This is a genomic window from Microbacterium murale (assembly GCF_030815955.1).
Classification (GTDB): domain Bacteria; phylum Actinomycetota; class Actinomycetes; order Actinomycetales; family Microbacteriaceae; genus Microbacterium; species Microbacterium murale_A.
The window spans coordinates 778616-796551 of the sequence record NZ_JAUSXK010000001.1; the positions used below are offsets into that span (position 1 = coordinate 778616).

The 17936-nt window shown below is 67.3% G+C and carries 17 protein-coding genes; 7 read left to right on the forward strand and 10 right to left on the reverse strand.

Annotation, left to right across the window (positions count from 1 at the left end):
• Window positions 1-52: 52 nt before the first annotated feature.
• Complete coding sequence (locus QFZ46_RS03955; protein ID WP_307358492.1) at window positions 53-652, reverse strand: NUDIX hydrolase family protein; 600 nt, start codon at window positions 650-652, stop codon at window positions 53-55.
• A 94-nt stretch (window positions 653-746) separates the two neighbouring features.
• On the opposite strand from QFZ46_RS03955, the gene QFZ46_RS03960 reads away from it, so the two are divergent.
• Window positions 747-1400, forward strand: coding sequence for an alpha/beta hydrolase (locus tag QFZ46_RS03960; RefSeq protein WP_307358494.1), 654 nt, complete (start codon window positions 747-749; stop codon window positions 1398-1400).
• On the opposite strand, the gene QFZ46_RS03965 is transcribed toward QFZ46_RS03960, so the two are convergent.
• Both QFZ46_RS03965 and QFZ46_RS03970 read right to left on the reverse strand, forming a co-directional pair.
• Complete coding sequence (locus QFZ46_RS03965; protein WP_307358497.1) at window positions 1389-1667, reverse strand: hypothetical protein; 279 nt, start codon at window positions 1665-1667, stop codon at window positions 1389-1391. The genes QFZ46_RS03960 and QFZ46_RS03965 overlap by 12 nt on opposite strands.
• 61 nt (window positions 1668-1728) lie before the next feature.
• Window positions 1729-2991, reverse strand: a complete 1263-nt coding sequence (locus QFZ46_RS03970; RefSeq protein WP_307358499.1) for an endonuclease/exonuclease/phosphatase family protein — start codon at window positions 2989-2991, stop codon at window positions 1729-1731.
• Window positions 2992-3267: 276 nt separating this feature from the next.
• On the opposite strand from QFZ46_RS03970, the gene QFZ46_RS03975 reads away from it, so the two are divergent.
• A complete protein-coding gene (locus QFZ46_RS03975) occupies window positions 3268-4869 on the forward strand; it encodes an ABC-F family ATP-binding cassette domain-containing protein (protein ID WP_307358502.1) in 1602 nt (533 codons plus the stop codon).
• A gap of 11 nt (window positions 4870-4880) precedes the next feature.
• On the opposite strand, the gene QFZ46_RS03980 is transcribed toward QFZ46_RS03975, so the two are convergent.
• Window positions 4881-6131 (reverse strand): PA2928 family protein, encoded by a 1251-nt coding sequence (locus QFZ46_RS03980; protein WP_307358506.1) that lies wholly within the window; start codon window positions 6129-6131, stop codon window positions 4881-4883.
• A gap of 254 nt (window positions 6132-6385) precedes the next feature.
• On the opposite strand from QFZ46_RS03980, the gene QFZ46_RS03985 reads away from it, so the two are divergent.
• The 5 genes from QFZ46_RS03985 (at window position 6386) to QFZ46_RS04005 (ending at window position 12243) form a co-directional block, all read left to right on the forward strand.
• The gene (locus QFZ46_RS03985; protein ID WP_307358509.1) at window positions 6386-7534 is read left to right on the forward strand and encodes a hypothetical protein; all 1149 of its coding nucleotides are present in this window, start codon (window positions 6386-6388) and stop codon (window positions 7532-7534) included.
• The gene (locus QFZ46_RS03990; protein WP_307358511.1) at window positions 7531-8601 is read left to right on the forward strand and encodes a hypothetical protein; all 1071 of its coding nucleotides are present in this window, start codon (window positions 7531-7533) and stop codon (window positions 8599-8601) included. The genes QFZ46_RS03985 and QFZ46_RS03990 overlap by 4 nt, the downstream gene beginning before the upstream one ends.
• Window positions 8598-10244, forward strand: coding sequence for a hypothetical protein (locus QFZ46_RS03995; protein ID WP_307358514.1), 1647 nt, complete (start codon window positions 8598-8600; stop codon window positions 10242-10244). The genes QFZ46_RS03990 and QFZ46_RS03995 overlap by 4 nt, the downstream gene beginning before the upstream one ends.
• Before the next feature lie 47 nt (window positions 10245-10291).
• A complete protein-coding gene (locus tag QFZ46_RS04000; RefSeq protein ID WP_307358517.1) occupies window positions 10292-11587 on the forward strand; it encodes a CHAT domain-containing protein in 1296 nt (431 codons plus the stop codon).
• A 107-nt stretch (window positions 11588-11694) separates the two neighbouring features.
• On the forward strand, window positions 11695-12243 hold the full coding sequence (locus QFZ46_RS04005; RefSeq protein ID WP_307358519.1) for a hypothetical protein: 549 nt from the start codon (window positions 11695-11697) through the stop codon (window positions 12241-12243).
• Here QFZ46_RS04005 and QFZ46_RS04010 read toward each other — a convergent pair.
• From QFZ46_RS04010 to QFZ46_RS04035, 6 genes are all read right to left on the reverse strand, one after another.
• Entirely contained in the window at window positions 12194-12835 is a 642-nt protein-coding gene (locus QFZ46_RS04010) for a nucleotidyltransferase domain-containing protein (RefSeq protein WP_307358522.1), read from the reverse strand. The two genes, QFZ46_RS04005 and QFZ46_RS04010, sit on opposite strands and share 50 nt — an antisense overlap.
• Window positions 12836-12886: 51 nt before the next feature.
• Window positions 12887-14206, reverse strand: coding sequence for an HNH endonuclease signature motif containing protein (locus QFZ46_RS04015; RefSeq protein WP_307358524.1), 1320 nt, complete (start codon window positions 14204-14206; stop codon window positions 12887-12889).
• Between the two features lie 323 nt (window positions 14207-14529).
• Window positions 14530-15765, reverse strand: coding sequence for an RNA polymerase sigma factor (locus QFZ46_RS04020; protein WP_307358526.1), 1236 nt, complete (start codon window positions 15763-15765; stop codon window positions 14530-14532).
• Window positions 15762-16085 carry a YciI family protein gene (locus QFZ46_RS04025; protein WP_307358528.1) on the reverse strand — a complete coding sequence of 108 codons (324 nt, stop codon included), beginning with the start codon at window positions 16083-16085 and terminating at the stop codon, window positions 15762-15764. Before QFZ46_RS04025 ends, QFZ46_RS04020 begins: the two co-directional genes overlap by 4 nt.
• A gap of 295 nt (window positions 16086-16380) precedes the next feature.
• Entirely contained in the window at window positions 16381-16791 is a 411-nt protein-coding gene (locus tag QFZ46_RS04030; RefSeq protein ID WP_307358530.1) for an organic hydroperoxide resistance protein, read from the reverse strand.
• Between the two features lie 35 nt (window positions 16792-16826).
• Window positions 16827-17438 (reverse strand): dihydrofolate reductase family protein, encoded by a 612-nt coding sequence (locus tag QFZ46_RS04035; RefSeq protein ID WP_307358532.1) that lies wholly within the window; start codon window positions 17436-17438, stop codon window positions 16827-16829.
• Window positions 17439-17936: the final 498 nt, after the last annotated feature.

Below are 17936 nucleotides of genomic sequence, written 5' to 3' on the forward strand. Positions count from 1 at the left end.
GAATCTGGATCGCCGCCTCCGGGCGGCTTGCGCAACGTGCGAGCGGCGGCCGTCAGCGAAGCAGGCCGAGGCTCGCCAGTGCCATCCTGATGAGGGTGCCTCGGCCGCCCTCCATCTCGGCCGACACCGCGTCGGATGCCGCCTCCTCCGGGGAGAACCAGGTGATCTCCAGCGCGTCCTGGCGCGGTTCGCATGTGCCGGTGACCGGCACGACGAACGCGAGAGAGACGGCATGCTGCCGATCATCGTGGTAGGCGCTGACGCCGGGGAGCGGGAAGTACTCGGCCACCGTGAACGGCAAGGGCTGCAGCGGCAGCAGGGGGAAGGCCATCGGGCCCAGATCGTTCTCGATGTGGCGGAACAGCGCATCCCGCACGGTCTCGCCGTACCGCACCCGACCCGACACGATCGTGCGCGTCATCTCACCGAGCGGCGTGGATCGCAACAGGATGCCGAGCTCGGCGACCTGGCCTGAACCGTCTGCGCGCACCGGGATCGCCTCGACGTAGAGCATGGGCAGCCTGCGCCGTGCCTCTGCGAGCTCGAACTCACTCAACCACGCAGGATTGTTCGAGTCTGCGGGCAGCTCATTGAACCGGGAGAGGTCGTCGTCGCCCCCCTCGGGGTCAGGATCAGGTGTGCGCACCGACATGTCTCATTTCTACCAGTGTCTGTGTCCGCGCACTTGTTCGTGAGCGCGGTGCCTGCGTCTGCACGGTGTCGGTGCCGGCTGGCAGGATGGATGTGTGAGCGAGGAAATCAGGATCGATGCTGCTGCCACACGCTGGTCGCCCGGAGATCGCACCGGACTGCCACTGCTCGTGCTGCTGCACGGCTACGGCGCCGATGAACACGACCTGTTCGGACTCGCGCCGTTCCTCCCAGACGGCATCGCGGTGGCCTCCGTCGCCGCTCCCCTCGCACCCCCGTGGCCGATGCCCGGCAGGTCGTGGTACGCGATCGACGGTCTCGACGGAAGAGATCCCGATGCGGTGACAACGGCCGCGCGCGCCTTTCTGCGTTGGCTCGACGACGCCGCGGGCGACGCGTCGACAGTGGCGCTGCTCGGGTTCTCGCAGGGCGCAGCCGTGGCGTTGCAGTCGCTGCGGCTGGACCCCGCGCGCTTCGACGCCGTGGTCGCACTCAGTGGTTACGCGTCACCCGATGACCTGCCCGAGGACGAGGCGCTGCGCGAGATGCGCCCGCGCGTGTTCTGGGGCCGCGGCACGAACGATGACGTGATCCCCGCACCGTTGATCGCCCACACGGCGGGGTGGCTGCCGGACCACTCCGAGCTCACCGGCCGGGTCTACCCAGGGCTGACGCACAGCATCTCCGAGGACGAACTCGCAGACGTGCGGGTGTTCCTCGAGAAGTGGCGAGACGCCTCAGCGGGCTGAGCCGCCTCCGCCCTCGACGTCGTCATCGTTCTCAACGTCGTCACGGCTCTCGACGTCGTCATCGCTCTCCTCGACTGATGCGCCTCGTCCGACTGCCCCGAGTGCGATCGCGAATGCCACGCCGATGGCGATCCCGAGAGTGATGCCGAGCCCCATGTTGTCGAGCGCGGACCCCATCGCGACGCCGACGCCCATGCCGAGGGCGATGCCTGCGCCCCAGCTCAACCGCTGTCGCGCCTCGTGCCCGCTCATCTGGTCGTCAGCCATGACTCCACGCTAATCAGCGCGGACGCGCGCGGCATCCCCCGCGCGACGGATGCCGGGCGCCTCAGTGCTTCTTGCCGCCACCCGGAACGTCGACGTCCGCCCAGACGAGGCGGTGATCGCTCGAGGGGAACGGGTAAACGCCCGTCAGGTGCGAGAGCGGATCGTCGGAGGTCGGCCAGAAGACCCCCGAGTCGAGGATTCGGATCTGGCGGCTCGGCAGCACGTAGTCGACACGGATGTTTCCTGGCGGCTCCGAGAAGTCGGCGGTGTCCTGCGCCGGGGCACCCACGTGCTCGAGGTTGATGCCGGCCTGCAGATCGGTCGCCTCTACGGCGCCTTCGCTGGTCGGCACGGACGCCGTGTTGATGCGCGGATGCTCGAGAAGCTGCTGGATCGCGCCCTCTGTGGAGTCACCGTCATTCGGGTCGGCGTTCTGATCGCCGGCGATCACGAAGAGCTCGTTGCGCCCGAGGCCACCGTCGTTGCCCTGGTCGTCGACGATGTACGCCCCGGTCTTGCCCGCTGCGATGTAATCGGCCCAGAGGCGGATCTCGTCGTGGTTGCGTCGGCCGTTGCGGTCTTCTGCCCCGTCGAAGGTCGGCGGGGTCGGATGCGACACGAGGAAGTGCACGGTCTTGTTCTTCGAGACCTCGATCGGCACATCCCAATGCGACTTGCTCGAGAGCGGGAACTGGGCGAGCTCCTCCGGCGAGTAGAAGTCGGCGGGCTCCGCCGTCGAGGGGTCGTCCGGAAGAAGCGCGCCTGGCATGTCCGACCAGCGGAGGTTCTGGAACGTGCGGATGGCATCCTGCTCGATCGGATACTTCGAGTAGACGGCCATGCCGTACTGACCGGAGAACAAGCCGAAGCCCCAGGCATCGTCGCCGCCCGAGACCACTCCGTCATTGTTCAGGTCGAAACCGCTGGGCACGCCCGTGTTGACCGGGGCGGAGTATCGATAGGCGTACTCGACGGGCTCTGCGTCGCCGTGCGGTACCGACAGGTAGTTCTCCTGGAACAGCCGCAGCGCCTCGCCCCCTGTGTCGTAGTCGAACTCGTTGATCAGCAGCACGTCGGGGTTCGAGCGCTGGATGATCTCGGCCACGGCGTCTGCCTGCGCGTTGCCAGGGGCGGCGAGATCGGCGACGAGCGCACCATCGGTGCCGCGGTTGAGTGAGGCGTTGAATGTGGCGAAGCGCACGTCGGAGTCGTCGGGCGATTCGCGCGGCGGTGCGGCGGCAGCCGGGGCTGCGGTCGCGACGGCGGCGCCGACGACCAGGAGGGCTGCGAGAGCGGCTGCGCGGGCGCGACGATACGTGGTCATGCGAGCCACGCTAGCTCGTGACCATGACGTCCAGAAGACCGATCGATGAACGGATGACTGTCGCGACACGCCCGGGGGTTGCGCCGGACGAGTCGCCCGGGTATCGTCGTGACGTCTTGTCCGCCGTGTTTGGAAGTTCATTGATCTGATCTGTCGCCTCCGCGCTCTACTTTCCGCGCGCTGACACGACGATCCTTCCTACCGGTTTCGCCTCCGCCTTTCGGCGTCGAGCAGCGACCCGTGTCAGTGCATCCGCACACCCTCGGGAGACACCCCATGTCATTGCAGACCACCCACGCATCGGTCACCCTCGACCGCCTCACCTTCACCTGGCCGGACGGTCAGACCGCTCTCGACGGCGTCACCGGCTCGTTCGGCACCGGCCGCACCGGCCTGGTCGGCCGCAACGGCTCAGGCAAATCCACGCTGCTGCGCCTCATCGCCGGAGAACTCGCGCCGACGTCCGGCACGATCCACACCACCGGAGACGTCGCCTACCTTCCCCAGCGACTGACGCTCGACGTCGAACGCCGCGTCGTCGAGCTGCTCGGGGCCGCAGAGGCGCTGGATGCGGTCCGCGCCATCGCAGCGGGCGACGTCGATCCTGCACATTTCGACGCCGTCGGCGACGACTGGGACATCGAGGCGCGCGCCGAGGTGTCGCTGGCGGAGGCGGGTCTCGATCCGTCGTTCCTCGAGCGCAGCGTCGGCGAACTGTCCGGAGGGGAGGCGGTGCTCGTCGCGATCGCCGGCATCCGCCTCCGACGCGCACCGATCACGCTCCTCGACGAGCCGACCAACAATCTCGACCGCGAAGCCAGGGGGCGCCTCGCCGACATGGTGCGCTCCTGGAAGGGCACGCTCGTCGTGGTGAGCCACGACGTGTCGCTGCTCGAGTTGATGGACGACACTGCCGAGTTGTACGCCCACACGCTGAGCGTGTTCGGCGGACCGTACTCGGAGTGGCGAGCGTGGCTGGATACCGAGCAGGATGCGGCGCGCCAGGCAGAACGCGACGCCAGGCAGTCATTCAAGAAGGAGAAGCGACAGCGCATCGAGGCCGAGACCAAGCTGGCGGGCCGCGCACGCATGGCGAACAAGGCCTACGTCGAGAAGCGCGTGCCGAAGATCATCGCCAACGGCCGGAAGATGGAGGCGCAGGTGTCTGCCGGCAGGCTGCGCACCGAGGTCGCCGAGAAGGAGCGCGAGGCGCGAGCCGCGCTCGATGAGGCCGGACGGCGGGTACGCGGCGACGCCTCGGTGAAGATCGAGCTGCCGGATCCGGAGGTCTCCAGCTCGCGCCGCATCGCCACGATCGGCGACCAGGAGCGGTCCTGGGTCATCCAGGGGCCGGAGCGCGTCGCGCTGATCGGCCGCAACGGCGTCGGCAAGACGACACTGCTGCAGCGGCTGGTGGACGGCGACACGGACGGCACGATCACGGCGACCGCGCACACCGATCGCATCGGCTACCTGCCGCAGCGCATCGACGGGCTCGATGAATCGCGCTCAGTGCTGGAGAACATCGCGGAGGCCGCGCCCACGATCCCGGAGAAAGAGCTGCGCAACCGCCTTGCACGGTTCCTCATCCGCGGTGACACGACAGATCGTCCGGTGGGCACGTTGTCCGGCGGCGAGCGCTTCCGCGTCGCACTGGCGAAGCTGCTGCTCGCCGACCCCGCCCCGCACCTCGTGGTACTGGACGAGCCGACGAACAACCTCGACCTCGACACGGTCGATCAGGTCGTCGAGGCGCTGCGCGCCTACCGCGGCGCGGTGCTCATCGTCAGTCACGATGATGCGTTCCTGGAGCGACTCGATCTGGATCTGACCCTTGAGATCGATGCGGAGGGTCGGATGCAGGAGTCCACCGATTGACGCCGTGCGCTCTAGTCGAGGAGCGTCAACCACCAGGGAAGCGCACCGATCGGCACAACAGTGAGCGTGCCGTCGGCGCCGAGGATGAGGAGCTGGTTCGCGGACCAGGCCTCAGGGGCGGAGGAGATGACAGCCGTCCCGCCCTCGGCGCCGGTGAGAGCGCGCACCGCGTCGTCCTGCATCTCACTCGACGCCATGATCTCGCCGGTCGCGGCATCCACCACACTCAGCAGCACCCGCTCGGCGTTGATCGATTCCCGGTGCTGCACGAGCAGGAACCCGTACCCGATGCCGGCAGGTTCCGGGATGCTCTCCTCTTCGAAGAACTGCTCCTCATCGAAGAACTTCCCGGTGTCGAGAAGTGCGCCGAGTCTCGGCGCTGCGCCGCTCACGGGGAGGATGGTGGCATCCACGAACTCCGCCAACCGTCGCGAGGTTTCTTCCGGACGAGTGACCTCCAGGGCGTCGCGCTGCACGGACTCGGCCACGGAGACGATCGAGTAGACCGTTCCGTCCTGTTCTGCCGCGACGCCGACCGTCTCGGTGAGGTGGCTGTCGTCGACCCAGGGGGACGCGCTCAATACGCCCTGCCATACCGACGCGAGAGCGTTGTCTGCAGGCGTCGCTCGGGTCTGACCGACGGGAATCTGCAGGATGTCGCCGGTGCTGCTCAGCACCATCACGGTGTTCGCGTCGGGGTCATACCCGTAGGCGCTCGCCGCGAGCACCACATCCTGCCCGAGACCGTCGATACCGGTCCCCTCCGCGTGCACCTCGCCAGACGCTGCGTCGAGGATCACCAGCCCATGATCCGTGCCGACGTACACCCACTGGGCGTCTCCGGCGAGCACGACCGCGTCGCCGATGAGATCATCATTGAGCTTTCTGTCCCACAGCTGTTCCCCGTCGTTCATCCGGATTGCGGCGATCCGCATCTGCAACGCCGATTCGAAGAGTCCTGGACGGGAGTTGTCGCTGTAGGTGACGACAGCGACCTCCTCGGCGCCCATGGAAACGATCGCCGAGGTCGCAGAGACCTCGATGTCCCGCACGGATGGGGACCCGAAGAGGCCGACGAACAGAATCACCGCTCCGATGACGAACGGGGCGAGGAAGATCAGTGCGAAGATCCGGCGATCCTTCTTCACAGACCGGCGATCCGGCCGCGGTCGCTCCGGCTCGGAGCCGAACGACACGCTCGACCCGTTGAGGATGTACCCGGATGAAGGGGAGGCACCGCTCCCGCTCGTCGTGATCTTCATGGGCTGCTCCTTCTTTCTCGGTCAGGATCGCACACCCTCATCCCTCCCGATCACGGGTTGCGCCACCCGTCTCCGCCCCTGGCTAAAGTGGACGGATATGAGCCCGTCGACGAAGCTCACTCCAGCGACTGCAGCGCCCTCTGAACCGGGTGCGCGCCGAGCGCGCGCACTGGTGATCGAGGAGGCCTGGCGCACCTTGGGCGAGGGGGTCGCGCCGCTCAGCAACGGCACCGGCCGGCCGCTCGCCCAGCACGGTGAAGCTCATCCTCGACCCGCTCATCATCCGCCCGGTGCAGAACCCGCAGCTCGCCGGGTTCTCTCTCGCATCGGATGCTGCGGCAGAACTGACCCTCCGCATCGCATCCGCCCGTGACGATCTCGTGGCGACCGCCGCGTGGTTCCAGATCCTCAAGAGAACCAGGCGCGCGCTGCGCATCACCGAGGGCAACCCTCAGGAGAAGTACTTCCAGCGCTGTTTCGAGCTCGCCCGCACCCTCGGGGTCCCCGAACCCGCAACGGCGGAGGCGACGGCATCCGAGGTCGTGTCGGAGATCGCTCATGCCGGCGGCGACGCGATCATGACCCGCATCCGTGCGCTGCTGCAGGACCCCGTCGAGACAGAGCGCTTGCAATCGGCGCTAAGCCTGGCGTGGAAGACCCGTGCGTCGGTCCATGCCGGAGCAGACACGGCGCCTCAGGTCACCGCGGTACTCGACGACTGCGGAAGCGCGCGCACCCCAGAACTCGACGAACTCATCGACGCGCGCGCAGGCACCGCTGCGGCATCGCAGCTGGAATCCGCTGGAGCTGCGCGCACGCTCGGCCTCACGGCTCTCGATCAGCCGACGACCCCCGGACTCGGTGCCACGGCATCCAAGCGCACACTCCCCCGGCCGTTCGACCGGTCCGTCTTCGAACGACTGTTCGCCGCGCTCTCCGGTGGCGCCGCTCTCGACAGCGCACGTGAAGCGGACGACGTCGTGGAGGACGAGATCGAACGGACGGCGAGCGCTTGGGAGCTCGCGGACGAACAGAGCCGCATCATCATGCTGCTGGGTGCCGAGGCGAGCCACGCGTTGGAGCCCACCGAGATTCTGCGTCCGACGAATGCGCATCGCCTGCTCAGCAGCAGATGGGAACGCGAGGCATACGTTCGACGCGTTCTGCGTCTGCCAGGAGAGCTGAGCGGCGTTCCAGAGCCGGTTCGAGACGACATCCGCACCGTCCGACAGGGCTATCTGCGCAGGCTATGGGTGCGGCTGCACGGTCGTGAACTGCGCGGCCAGTCCACGACGGGCGCCGAGCTGTGGGACACGCTCGATGGCGCCCTCCGCTCGGTCGTGATGGACCAGCGGCACCGCCTGAAGCTCGCGATCGGCCGCGACGTGGAGGGAGCCGCATGACCGTGTGGATCCGGATCGACGGCGACGCCGCGACCGTCTCCGACGTCGCCGAGCCGCGTCGCGGAGCGACGTTCGCGACGGCGATCGTCGAGGCGCACGGCGCGCTGCTCACCTGGGACGTCACCGCCGGGATGCGTTTCCCGGATGCTGAGATCCACAGCCCGATCGAGGCAGAAGGCTGGCTCGCTGACGTTTATGGTGACGGCGTCGCGGAGGCGGTGCGCGCCGGGAAGCAGGCAGAGCTGGCGCTGCCTGCCGACGCCGAGCTCGTCGACGCCGCACGTGCGCTCGCGCTCCTCACCTGGGCACATGCCTGGTGGCCGGCCGGCGTCTACACTCCTGCTGTCGATCCCGCCATCATCGCCGCCGAGATCGCCGTCGCCGCGCATGCGCTGGAACACGTTCTCGACGACCCGGATGCCGTGGAGCGCGCGCTCACGGGCGCCATCGACGCTCCCTCTGCGCTGGCTTCGGCACCGGCGTCGCTGCGTGTCGAGGCAGGCGCCCTCGCGGACGCCATCGCCGACCTCGCCGACGACCACGGGGTCGAGCTGCAGCCCGCGACGCTCGACGCCCGCCCCGAGGATTGGGCGCTCGCGGCCAGCGGACCGAACATGCCGTCTCACGAGGGCACCGAGGTCGGCCACGGCTCGAGTCCGGTGCGCTGGGCCGACGTTCCCGCCCAGACGGTGGCAGCCGACAGCGACGCGCAATGGTCGCTGCGGAGCGTCGGCGGCGCTGCGCATCTGCATCTCACTGTTGCCGCCGCGAGTGGTGCGAGCCGCGACTCGACACTGCGTGCGCGGTTCGGGCCGGAGGATCTCGATATCGACGTGCCGCTCGCTCTCACCGGCGCGGCGTTCACCGGTAGCGCAGAGGTCGCGGCATCCGTGGCTCTGCTCCCCCTCGATGACCGCACCCTGTGGGTGCGAGATCCGCTCGTCGCCGCAGTGCCGGGACCCGCGGAATCCGAAACGGATCGTGACCTGGTGCGGGAGTTCGCGGTCGCGAGATTGGATGATCCGTCGGCGAGTCTCGCCGAGCGCATCGCCGGTGCCCGCGTATGACCGACGACGACCTTCGCGATGGTCCACGATCCGTGCGCGGTCGGGTGCCGACCAGTGAGGCGTGGATCCCGGTGCGGGATCGCAACAACACCGCGGCGGATCTGCTGAACTCGGGAGACAACGCCGAGGCCGCTCGACTGCTGCAGGAGGCCATCGAGCTCACTGACGACAGCGACGATCCGGAGGCTCGGGACCTTCGCAGCCGCGCCCTGCTGAATCTCGCTGCCGCGCGCTCGTACGAGGCCGACCTCGCCGAGGCTCTCCGGCTCGCCGAGGAGTCGATTCGCACGGCATCCGGTGTGCTCGACGAGATCGGTGATGTGCGCGCGTCGCGCACCGTGCTCGTGAACGCGATGCTGTGCCGCGCGCAGGTGCTCGCGCAGAGCGATCGGCTCGAGGGCGCGCTCGCTCAAGCGGATGAAGCTGCGGCCGAGCTCGCCGCGCACGATGACATCCATCAGCCGGAGCTGCTCCACTTCACGATGCATGACGCCCGCGCCGGCATCCTGATCATGCTCGGCCGGCTGGAAGACGCTGAGGCCGACGCACGACGTTCCCTCGATTTGGCTCTGCGCATCGATGCGACGCTCACGGCAGGGCCGTACATGAATCTCGGCGCGATCGCGCAGCGCACCGGCGACCTGCATGCCGCACACGAGTTCATCGGGCTCGCCGCGGCAGCTCAGCAGAACGACGGCGATCTCATCACCCGCCAGTCGGCGATCGAGAACCGTGCACGCAACGCCATGCAGCTGAAGCGTCTCGACGAAGCCGCAGATCTGTTCCGCGAGGCCGCGGCGCTCGCGAAACAGGCGGGCCTGGTGACTCGTCTCGCGGCCTGCCGGATGGGCGTCGCAGCGGTGCATCTGGAGTCCGGCAACCCCGCGCTCTCCGCGAAGGTGATGCGGGAGCTGATCGCGGAGCTCGGCACCGATGGGGCGGCGGCTGAACGGCGCGAAGCGTACGGTTTCCTCGGCGACGCGGAGTCGAAACGGGGGAAGTTCGCGCTTGCGGACGAGGCCTATCGCACTGCCCGCGACCTCAGCCGCTCGGCTCACGAGCGCTGCCGCGTCGATCTGCGGCGCGCCGAGATGCAGGCGGAGTGGGCGAGCTTCACGCCGTTGCCGCGCAAGCGCATGGCTCGACTGCGCACGGGGCTCGAGATGGCGATCCCCGTGCTGCTGGCGACTGAGGCGCTGCGGGGTGGCTTCAGGCCGGGTCCGATCCGCGAGCGCTGGAGCCTGCAGGTCGCAGCCCCCGCGCGCGAGCTCGCGTTCCGGCTCGCTGTCACGCTCGGTGACGGGCAGGTGTTGTTCGAGCTGATCGAGAACGCCGCGGCTTCGGCGACTCTGCAGGCCGAGGCGATCGAGGCTCAGCTGCCGAGCGAGGATTCGGAGGCTGCCGCTGTGACGCCTGTCACCACGCTGTCCCCGGAGGACGATGTCGCGGCAGATGTCGAGCTTCCTGCCGCGGCATCCGGGTTCGTCGGCGCCATGTCCGCCTCATCACCGGTGCGATTCGCGCCGCCGCCACGCGTCGTGGCGATGCCCGGCGCCGAGCCTGCACTGGAGAAGTGGATCCGCATCGCCGAAGCCGAGTACGGCGTGACCGTGCGCTCGGAGACGGTCGTCGCGTCGTGGTGAGAGGACTGACGCCGAAGAACTGGCGTGAAGCGAGGCACCTCGGCCCCATGGCCAGGAAGGTGCAGATCGACGGCTCCGCGGTGCTCATCGATCTGCCCGACGACGTGCAGCCGGTCGCTCGACTGCGGTACGTCGACGGTGAGGATCTGTTCGTCAACTGGATCTGGGATCACCAGCTCGACTCCCCACGGATGACGGCGATCGAACGGCACCTGGTCGCTCCGGCGCTCGAGGAGCTGTCACGAGCGTTGCCGACGCCGTTGCCAGGGGAGACCGGGGAGCAGGCGCTGAAGCGGGCGCTGACGGGTGGGGTCATGCTCGATCTTGCCCGCGAGCAGCGCCTGGCCGAGCTGCTCACCTCGGCGCTGATCCCCGGGTGGCTCGGGGCCGAGCTGAACGCCCTCGAGATCGCGGGAAGGCGCCCGCACCTCCGTATTCAGCTGTCGCCGTCGACGGCCCAGCTTCCATGGGAGCTGATGAGCACGTCGGAGGGCGAACGCGGCATCGACATGGTCGACGCTTCGGTGCTGCTGCCGGCTTCGCTGCGAAATGATCCGGCGCGGGTCGTCTCGCCGTGGAACCCCACCGCGCCCGTCGCCACCGTGCTGGACCCCGCTGTCCCCGGTTTCGCCGCGGCGAGCGAGCTGGGCAGCGTTCTCGGCGCTGTCGGTGAGGATTCGCGCCTGGCAGGGATGGTGCGCGAGCTCGGCGACCGCGTGCGACCTGCCGTGAGCACGCCTGTGGACGTGTTCCGGCGGCGTGACATCGGGCGCCGTGAGTTGGCTGCGGCGGTCGAGGATGCGGGGCGGCTCCTGTACCTCGGTCATGTCACCTCGTCGACGCACGCTCTGGATGCCAGAATGCATCTCTCAGATCGGGCGGATGCACCGGGTCTGACTGCTCCGATCGGTCCGCACCGGCCGTACTCGGCAGCGGACATCGCGCTGGGTGCACCGGGGCTCGAACCGCTGCGAGCCCCGAACCGGGTCGCGCTGATCGCGTGCGACTCCGGCAGTGACATGCGTTTCGCCGAGCCGACCGGGCTGGTCGCGGCTTTCACGTCGCGCGGTGCCGAGTACGTGACGGCGACCCGCTGGACGCTGCCCACCGAGGCGGGGCTGCGCCGTTTCGCTCCCGCGCTCGGTGATCGAGCCGAGGGGATGCTGGCCGAGACGATCATCGCCGTGAACGCCGCGCACGAGACACCCGATCCTGTCGCTGCGATGGGTCGCTGGCAGCGGGAGAAGCGCCGGCTCTGGACGCGGACCGGGGATCCGCGGCACTCCCCGATCATCTGGGGAACACTGGCGACGGCGTGGGCGCCTGCGCCTGTGTCGTTCTGAACCAGGTGAGTGGATCGCGTCTCACGGTCACATGTCGTCGTTCGTGCACGCATTCCGTGATCGGGAGGGCGCACGGAAACTCTAGGTTGAGCCAGGAGGAGGGTGTGATGGCGAGCGGATGGCGGATACGACGGCTGGAGCGGTTCGCGATCGCGCGCGGCATGCAGTTCGCTGTCGGGCCTTCTGGAGAGCGGCGCGCAGCGAGCTTCTTCGGTCGATCGGAGTATCAGGATGCCGTCGCGTGGTTCGGCGCGCCCGGCCCGGACGGTTTCGAGGTCGCGCAGCACATCGAACGGATCGACGTCGGCGGCTCGGAGAATGAGGAGATGAGGCGCCGCTGGACGTGGGCGGTGTTCACCCTGCGCCAGGCGGGCGGCAGTGCCGACACGACGGCGGCGGCGATCCGGCCGATGCTGCCGCACCGCTGGGGCGTCGAGGTCGTCGAGTCGGAGCTGTTCCTGATGACGACGCGGCCCACGTCTCTCACCTCCCCGCGGATGCGGCGGATGCTGAGCGAGGTGCGGCGGGCACTGCATCCGGTTCTCGCTCAACCGATGCGCACCACGGCCGCAGCCGAGCGTGACCGCCGCGGCATCCGGCATGAGATCAACGCGTCAGATCGGCGAGCCACTCGTGACCGGGAAGCGTCCGTGTGAGCGCATCGCGCAGCCATGCCCGTCGCGCGGCGTCGAGGAACGGCAGCGTCGCGGCGAAGTCGGCGTCGTCCTTGAGCCGTTGCCCTTTCGCCTTGTACAGCAGTTGGATCTCGGGTTGCAGATACCTGATGCCGTCACACTCCCAGAGCGCATCGGCCATCGGCATCCGCACCGTCGCGTCGCGCTTGTACACCCATTCATCGGGTGTTCCCGGGCTCAGCAGGATGTCGTACTCCCAGGGGTGCGCGGCTCCGGGGCGTGTCCAGAGCTGCCCGCATCCGTCCGGCAGGATGTCGTCGGCCAGGGCATCGGGGCGGTCATCCGGCTTCAGGGGAAGAAGTGCTCCGGAGAATGCCGCCCACGCATCGAGGCGCGCCGCGAGGTGGCGACGCAACACCGGAAGCTCTTCGCGGAGCACGGCCGGGTCGATGTCTTCGTGGTGCCGCTGCACTCCGGTGAAAGCCTCCAGCGCCCAGCCGCCGGCGATCCACCACGTGCCCGGATAGCCGCGGAACAGATGCTCCGCATCGGCTGGGATGCGGGGCTTCCACGCCCCGTAGAGTCTCTCGAACTCGGCATCCTCATCGCCCATGGGTGAAAGGCTATCGGGCGCGATGCTCGAACGGGCTGGCGGCCGCGGCGGTCAGAACGGAGCCTCGGACGGCATCCGTTCGACGACGTCTTCGAAGGTGACATAGGTGGCGACGCCCGGAGGGCGATCGACGTAGTTCCTGCCGGTGGGGCTGGTCCATTCCAGCAGGCCACCGCCGAGTTGTCGCACCTTCCATGGCGTCTGGTGCTTGGTCACATGATGTCGACGGCAGAAGTCCGCCAGATTGGCGAGAGTGGTCGCGCCGCCGAGTGCATGATCGATCGTGTGGTCGTCGTCGCACATTCTCGCGAGGAGCCTGCACCCTGGAAACCTGCAGCGGCGGTCTCTGGCCCGCAGATACCGCCGCATCTCGGCCGACGGACGATATCTGTCCACTCCCAGCACCATTCCTGATGCCGGGTGAGTGAAGACCCGGTCGAATCCGGGTGCGTTGCCGGTCAGAATCCGGGCCGTCGCGGGATCGACGGGCCCGACGCCCTCCAGATGCGCGGGAGATGCGATCTCATCGGGATCAGTCAGAGTCAACGCAGGGACCGTGATGTCGACATGCGCGCGGATCTCGCCCAGCAGCCCGTCTTCAGTCTCATGACCAGTGGGGACTCCGGTCAGCACGAGATCGGCGAGCAGGTCGAACCGCAGTTGATTCATCGTCCGCTCGTCGGCGAAGTCATCCGCCGCGGCATCCGGAGCCTGCTTCGCTGCCTTCGCATTGTCGGCTTTCACTGCGAATGCCATCTGCGAGAGCCTGTCGCGCTCAGCGTGAACGAGCACGCTCGGCCCGAACACCAGCAGCCCCGCCATGCCGTCTTCACGTTCCCGCAGCGAGACTGAGCGCTTCTCGCGCGCCTCTCGGTGCCGCTCGGTGAAGGAGCGTTCCCGAAAGCGCTCTGCCGTCTGCGCCGCGAAAGGGCGCAGACGATTCGGGGATTCGGCCTCGGCCCGTGCGACCACGATCGCTTCATAACGGGCTCTGCTCTCAGCATCCTCGATCTGCTCACCGGCATCCATGATGACCCGCACATGCGCCTGAGAGATACGGCCGGCGCCGAACGACGCGGCCGTCGAGGGGAAGCGCTCGGCGAGTCGGGCAGCCGTGCCCATGTGGGACTCGATCGTGCGATCGCTCAGCCGCAGTGCGGCGCCGATCTCGGTCGCGATCGCCCGCTGCGACATCTCACGCGAGTCGACCGAATCGAACGGCTCATCATCTGCGATGCGCGAAGCGGTCGCCAGCAGCGCCGACTTCGTCGCCATCAGCTGGTTGATCGTCTGGTCCACCGACGAAAGCGTCGTGACGACGTCTTCCAGCAGCGCATTCAGCGCCGTTGAAGCCATCGTCGAAATGTTCATATCTCCATTGAACTACTACCCTCAGACATTCGTTCATATGTCTTTTGCGCCGACAGCGAATGCGACTCGCGTCGCCCAGGATCTCGTCCGCCAAAAACGTCGAGCGAGCCATTTCGGCGCACCCCGTTTCGGCAATCAGATCGCCGGCGTGTCGGACGTGCCTCGAACGGAGATCTTTGAGCTGCCAGAAACGATCGTTTTCGGTTGTCGATGCTATGACTTCGGCGAAGTACTTGACACACCGGTGAATATGGCGGCCATTGCAGTCTGGCGACGTCCTGACCGGGCACTGCCTTGTGCCGGTTCGATTGGATCCGTCTGCACTACTGCAGCTGGTCGCGGCGGCGTGTGAGGTTGGCGGTCTCTGCGGTGTTGCCCGCCAGTTCGATGGCTCTGTCATACGCGGCGACGGCATCGTGGCTGCGACCCAGCCTGCGCAGAAGGTCGGCGCGGGTCGCGTGGAATGCGTGATAGCCGTTCAATCCCGGTTCGAGCCGGTCGACGGTCGCAAGTGCCACTTCCGGCCCCTCGATCTCAGCCACCGCGATAGTCCTGTTGAGGCTGATGATCGGTGACGGGTCGATGTCGGCGAGCTGGTCGTAGAGAGCGAGAACCTGTGACCAGTCGGTGTCGCGGATGTCGCCGGCGGAGGTGTGCACGGCGCTGATCGCTGCGAGGATCTGGTAGCGACCCGGTGCCACCCCGGCAGCCGCAGCGGCCAGTCGCTCGCGTATCAGCCGATGCCCCTCGGCGATCAGCCCTGCGTCCCAGGCCCCGCGGTCCTGCTGGTCGAGGGGAACCAGTTCGCCGTCTACCGAGATCCTGGCGGTGCGGCGCGCTTCAGTGAGGAGCATCAAAGCCAGTAACCCTGCGACCTCACCATCCTCCGGCAGGAGGGCACGGACCAGGCGAGTGAGCCGGATCGCCTCGGCCGTCAGGTCGGCGCGCACCGGCCCGGTGTCGGGGCCGGTCGCCAGGTAGCCCTCGTTGAAGATCAGGAATAGCACGGCGAGGACACCACCGACGCGGCGCGGGAGATCCGCGGCAGACGGCACCCGATAGGGGATGCGAGCCGCCTTGATCTTGGCTTTCGCCCGGGTGATCCGCTGCCCCATGGTGCTCTCGGGGACAAGGAAGGCGCGGGCGATCTCCGGCATGGTCAGGCCGCCGATCATTCGCAGTGTCAGCGCCACCCGGGCCTCCATCGCCAACGCCGGATGACAGCAGACGAAGATCAACCGGAGCTCGTCGTCTTCGATGACACCGATCGACTCGTGTGGAGCGCTGTCATACATCATCTGAGCCTCCTGGTGCCTGTCGTCGCGCTTGTTCTCGCGCCGGATCCAGTCGATGGCCTTCCGGTTGGCGGTGGTGGTGAGCCAGGCGCCAGGATTGGGTGGCACGCCGTCAGCCGGCCACCGCGCGACCGCAGCTGCGAACGCCTCGGCCGCAGCCTCCTCTGCGAGGTCGAGATTGCCGAAGCGTCTGGTCAGGCTGGCGACCATTCGGGTCCATTCGTCACGGTGCGCCTGGACGATTGCGCCGTTGACGTCGCTCACGTAAACGGTCGCACCTCGATCTTGCGGTCGCAGACCTTCGAGGCTTCGGCGGCGAGGGCGAGAGCGACATCCAGATCAGGCGCCTCCCACACCCAGACTCCGGCGAGATACTCCTTCGACTCCAGGAACGGCCCGTCGCTGATCATCGGGTTCTCACCCCGGTTGTCGATGACAGTGGCCGCCGTTGTGTCCGCAAGTCCTCCAGCGAAGACCCAGTAACCCTCGGCGATCAGTCGTTCGTTGAAGACGCTGATCGCAGGCCGTCTGTCCGTGCTGCCGGAATTGCTCTTGTCATCGATCACGGAAACGAGGTATTGCATGGATGATCTTCTCCTTTGCTTTCACGACGTTGTGTTTAGGACATTGTGTACTGCCGCCAGCCAGGGGCTCCGACCCAGGCAACGCCGGGCGTTCGTCATCGTCAGCGCCGCCCGCTCCTCCCTCGGAATGGCGAACCCCATCACCCTCCCGCTCAGCGAGAACGCGATGCAGACCAGCTGCCCGACCCGGCACTTTAACCGCCCGCGCACCGAAGCAGGGGAGGAACGCTCCAACTCCGCGCCCAGCACTCGAACGTCATCGATGACGGCCATATCCGGATTCCGTTTCCCTAGATCATTCGATCAGAAGCTCGACAGGAATATTTCCGCGCGTAGCATTCGAGTACGGGCAGACGTCGTGTGTGGTCCGGATGAGTTCGCGACCGACCTCCGACGGTAGGCCCTCCGGCAGCGTCGTCCGCAACGCGACTTCGAGCGTGAAGCCGCCTCCGCCATTGGGAAGCAGGCTGACCTCAGCTCTCACCGACACACTTGAAACGTCGATTCTCCTCTGGCTCGCCACCAGCTGCAACGAGGTGGCGAAACAGGCAGCATAGCCTGCCGCGAACAGCTGCTCGGGGTTGGTGCCATCGCCCGTACCACCCAGCTCCTGCTGCAACGCCAAGTCCACATCCAACTTGCCGTCAGAGCTGAAGGCGCGGCCGTCGCGACCGGTCGAAGTGGCAACAGCGGTGTAAAGACTCATATCAGGCCCTTCGTGTGGAACAATCTCGATGTCGATCAGAATGATGCGTAGTCAGGGCGGCCGGCGGGCCGATAGGTCTGAATCATCACTCCCTTCGAGTCGGAACGCGAGTCGACCAGGTTCATCGCAATATCTCGACCCGAGTCTGCGAAAAGCCGGGCCCCCTGCCCGAGGACCACGGGGATGACGATGAGTTCCATCTCGTCGACGAGGTCCTTATCTAGCAGCCACTGAACGAGGCGACTGCTCCCGTGTACCTGCAACTCGCCGTCCCCGCTGGCCTTCAGTTCCGTGACGGCGGCGAAGAGGTCGTCACCAAGGACCCGCGTGTTCTCCCATTCCGGTCCGGTCAGCGTTCTGGATGCCACGTACTTCGGCTTCGAATTCAGCGCTACGCCGATCGGGTGCCGTTTCAGGTCCTCCATCGCGCCCCAGAATTCAAAAAGGATGTCGTATGTTCGGCGACCGAAAAGAAACGCGTCGGCGCGTTCGAACGTCGCAGCGATGTGATCGCGGGTCGTGTCATCGCCCGCTCCCCTCGCCCATCCGCCTCGTTCGAATCCGCCCGTGCGGTCCTCCTCCGTCGAGCCACCATTCCCCTGGGTCACTCCGTCGAGAGTGAGCTGCGTGATCGTCTTGAGCTTCATCTTGTGTTCTCCATGCTGTCGGCGCCCACCCATTGGACACCTCTCACCTACTCAACGAACGACCTCGCCCGGATCCGACACCAGCTGGGAGAAGTCACGGTAAGCCACCGCTGCAGCCCCCTTTGCGCCCGTGTAGATGAGTAGGCGTGCAGTTCAAATTCCTCGATGAACTCCGTAGCACCGCGAGCCTAGAATCGGTCCGCCGTGAACCGCCTCGGGCGCCCAGGGCGCCCAGCGCTTCGGATGGGATGAAGAGCACGGGTCTTCTGCGCCTCGCGGCGATCGCGTCGGACTTTGATGTCCTGTCGGTGCTGCAACTCTCATGCGCACGCACGTGCAACTCCACGGGACCACCGGAACATGCTGATGAGCCCCACACCATGACCGCGTGCGCCGAAGCTCCCCGTCCCAACGGAGGTCGCTACCTAACGGGCAGCCCGGGGCTCGCTGTTCGGTGCAGGGTTGGCTGGTCGAGAAGCGTATTGTCCAAGACCCATG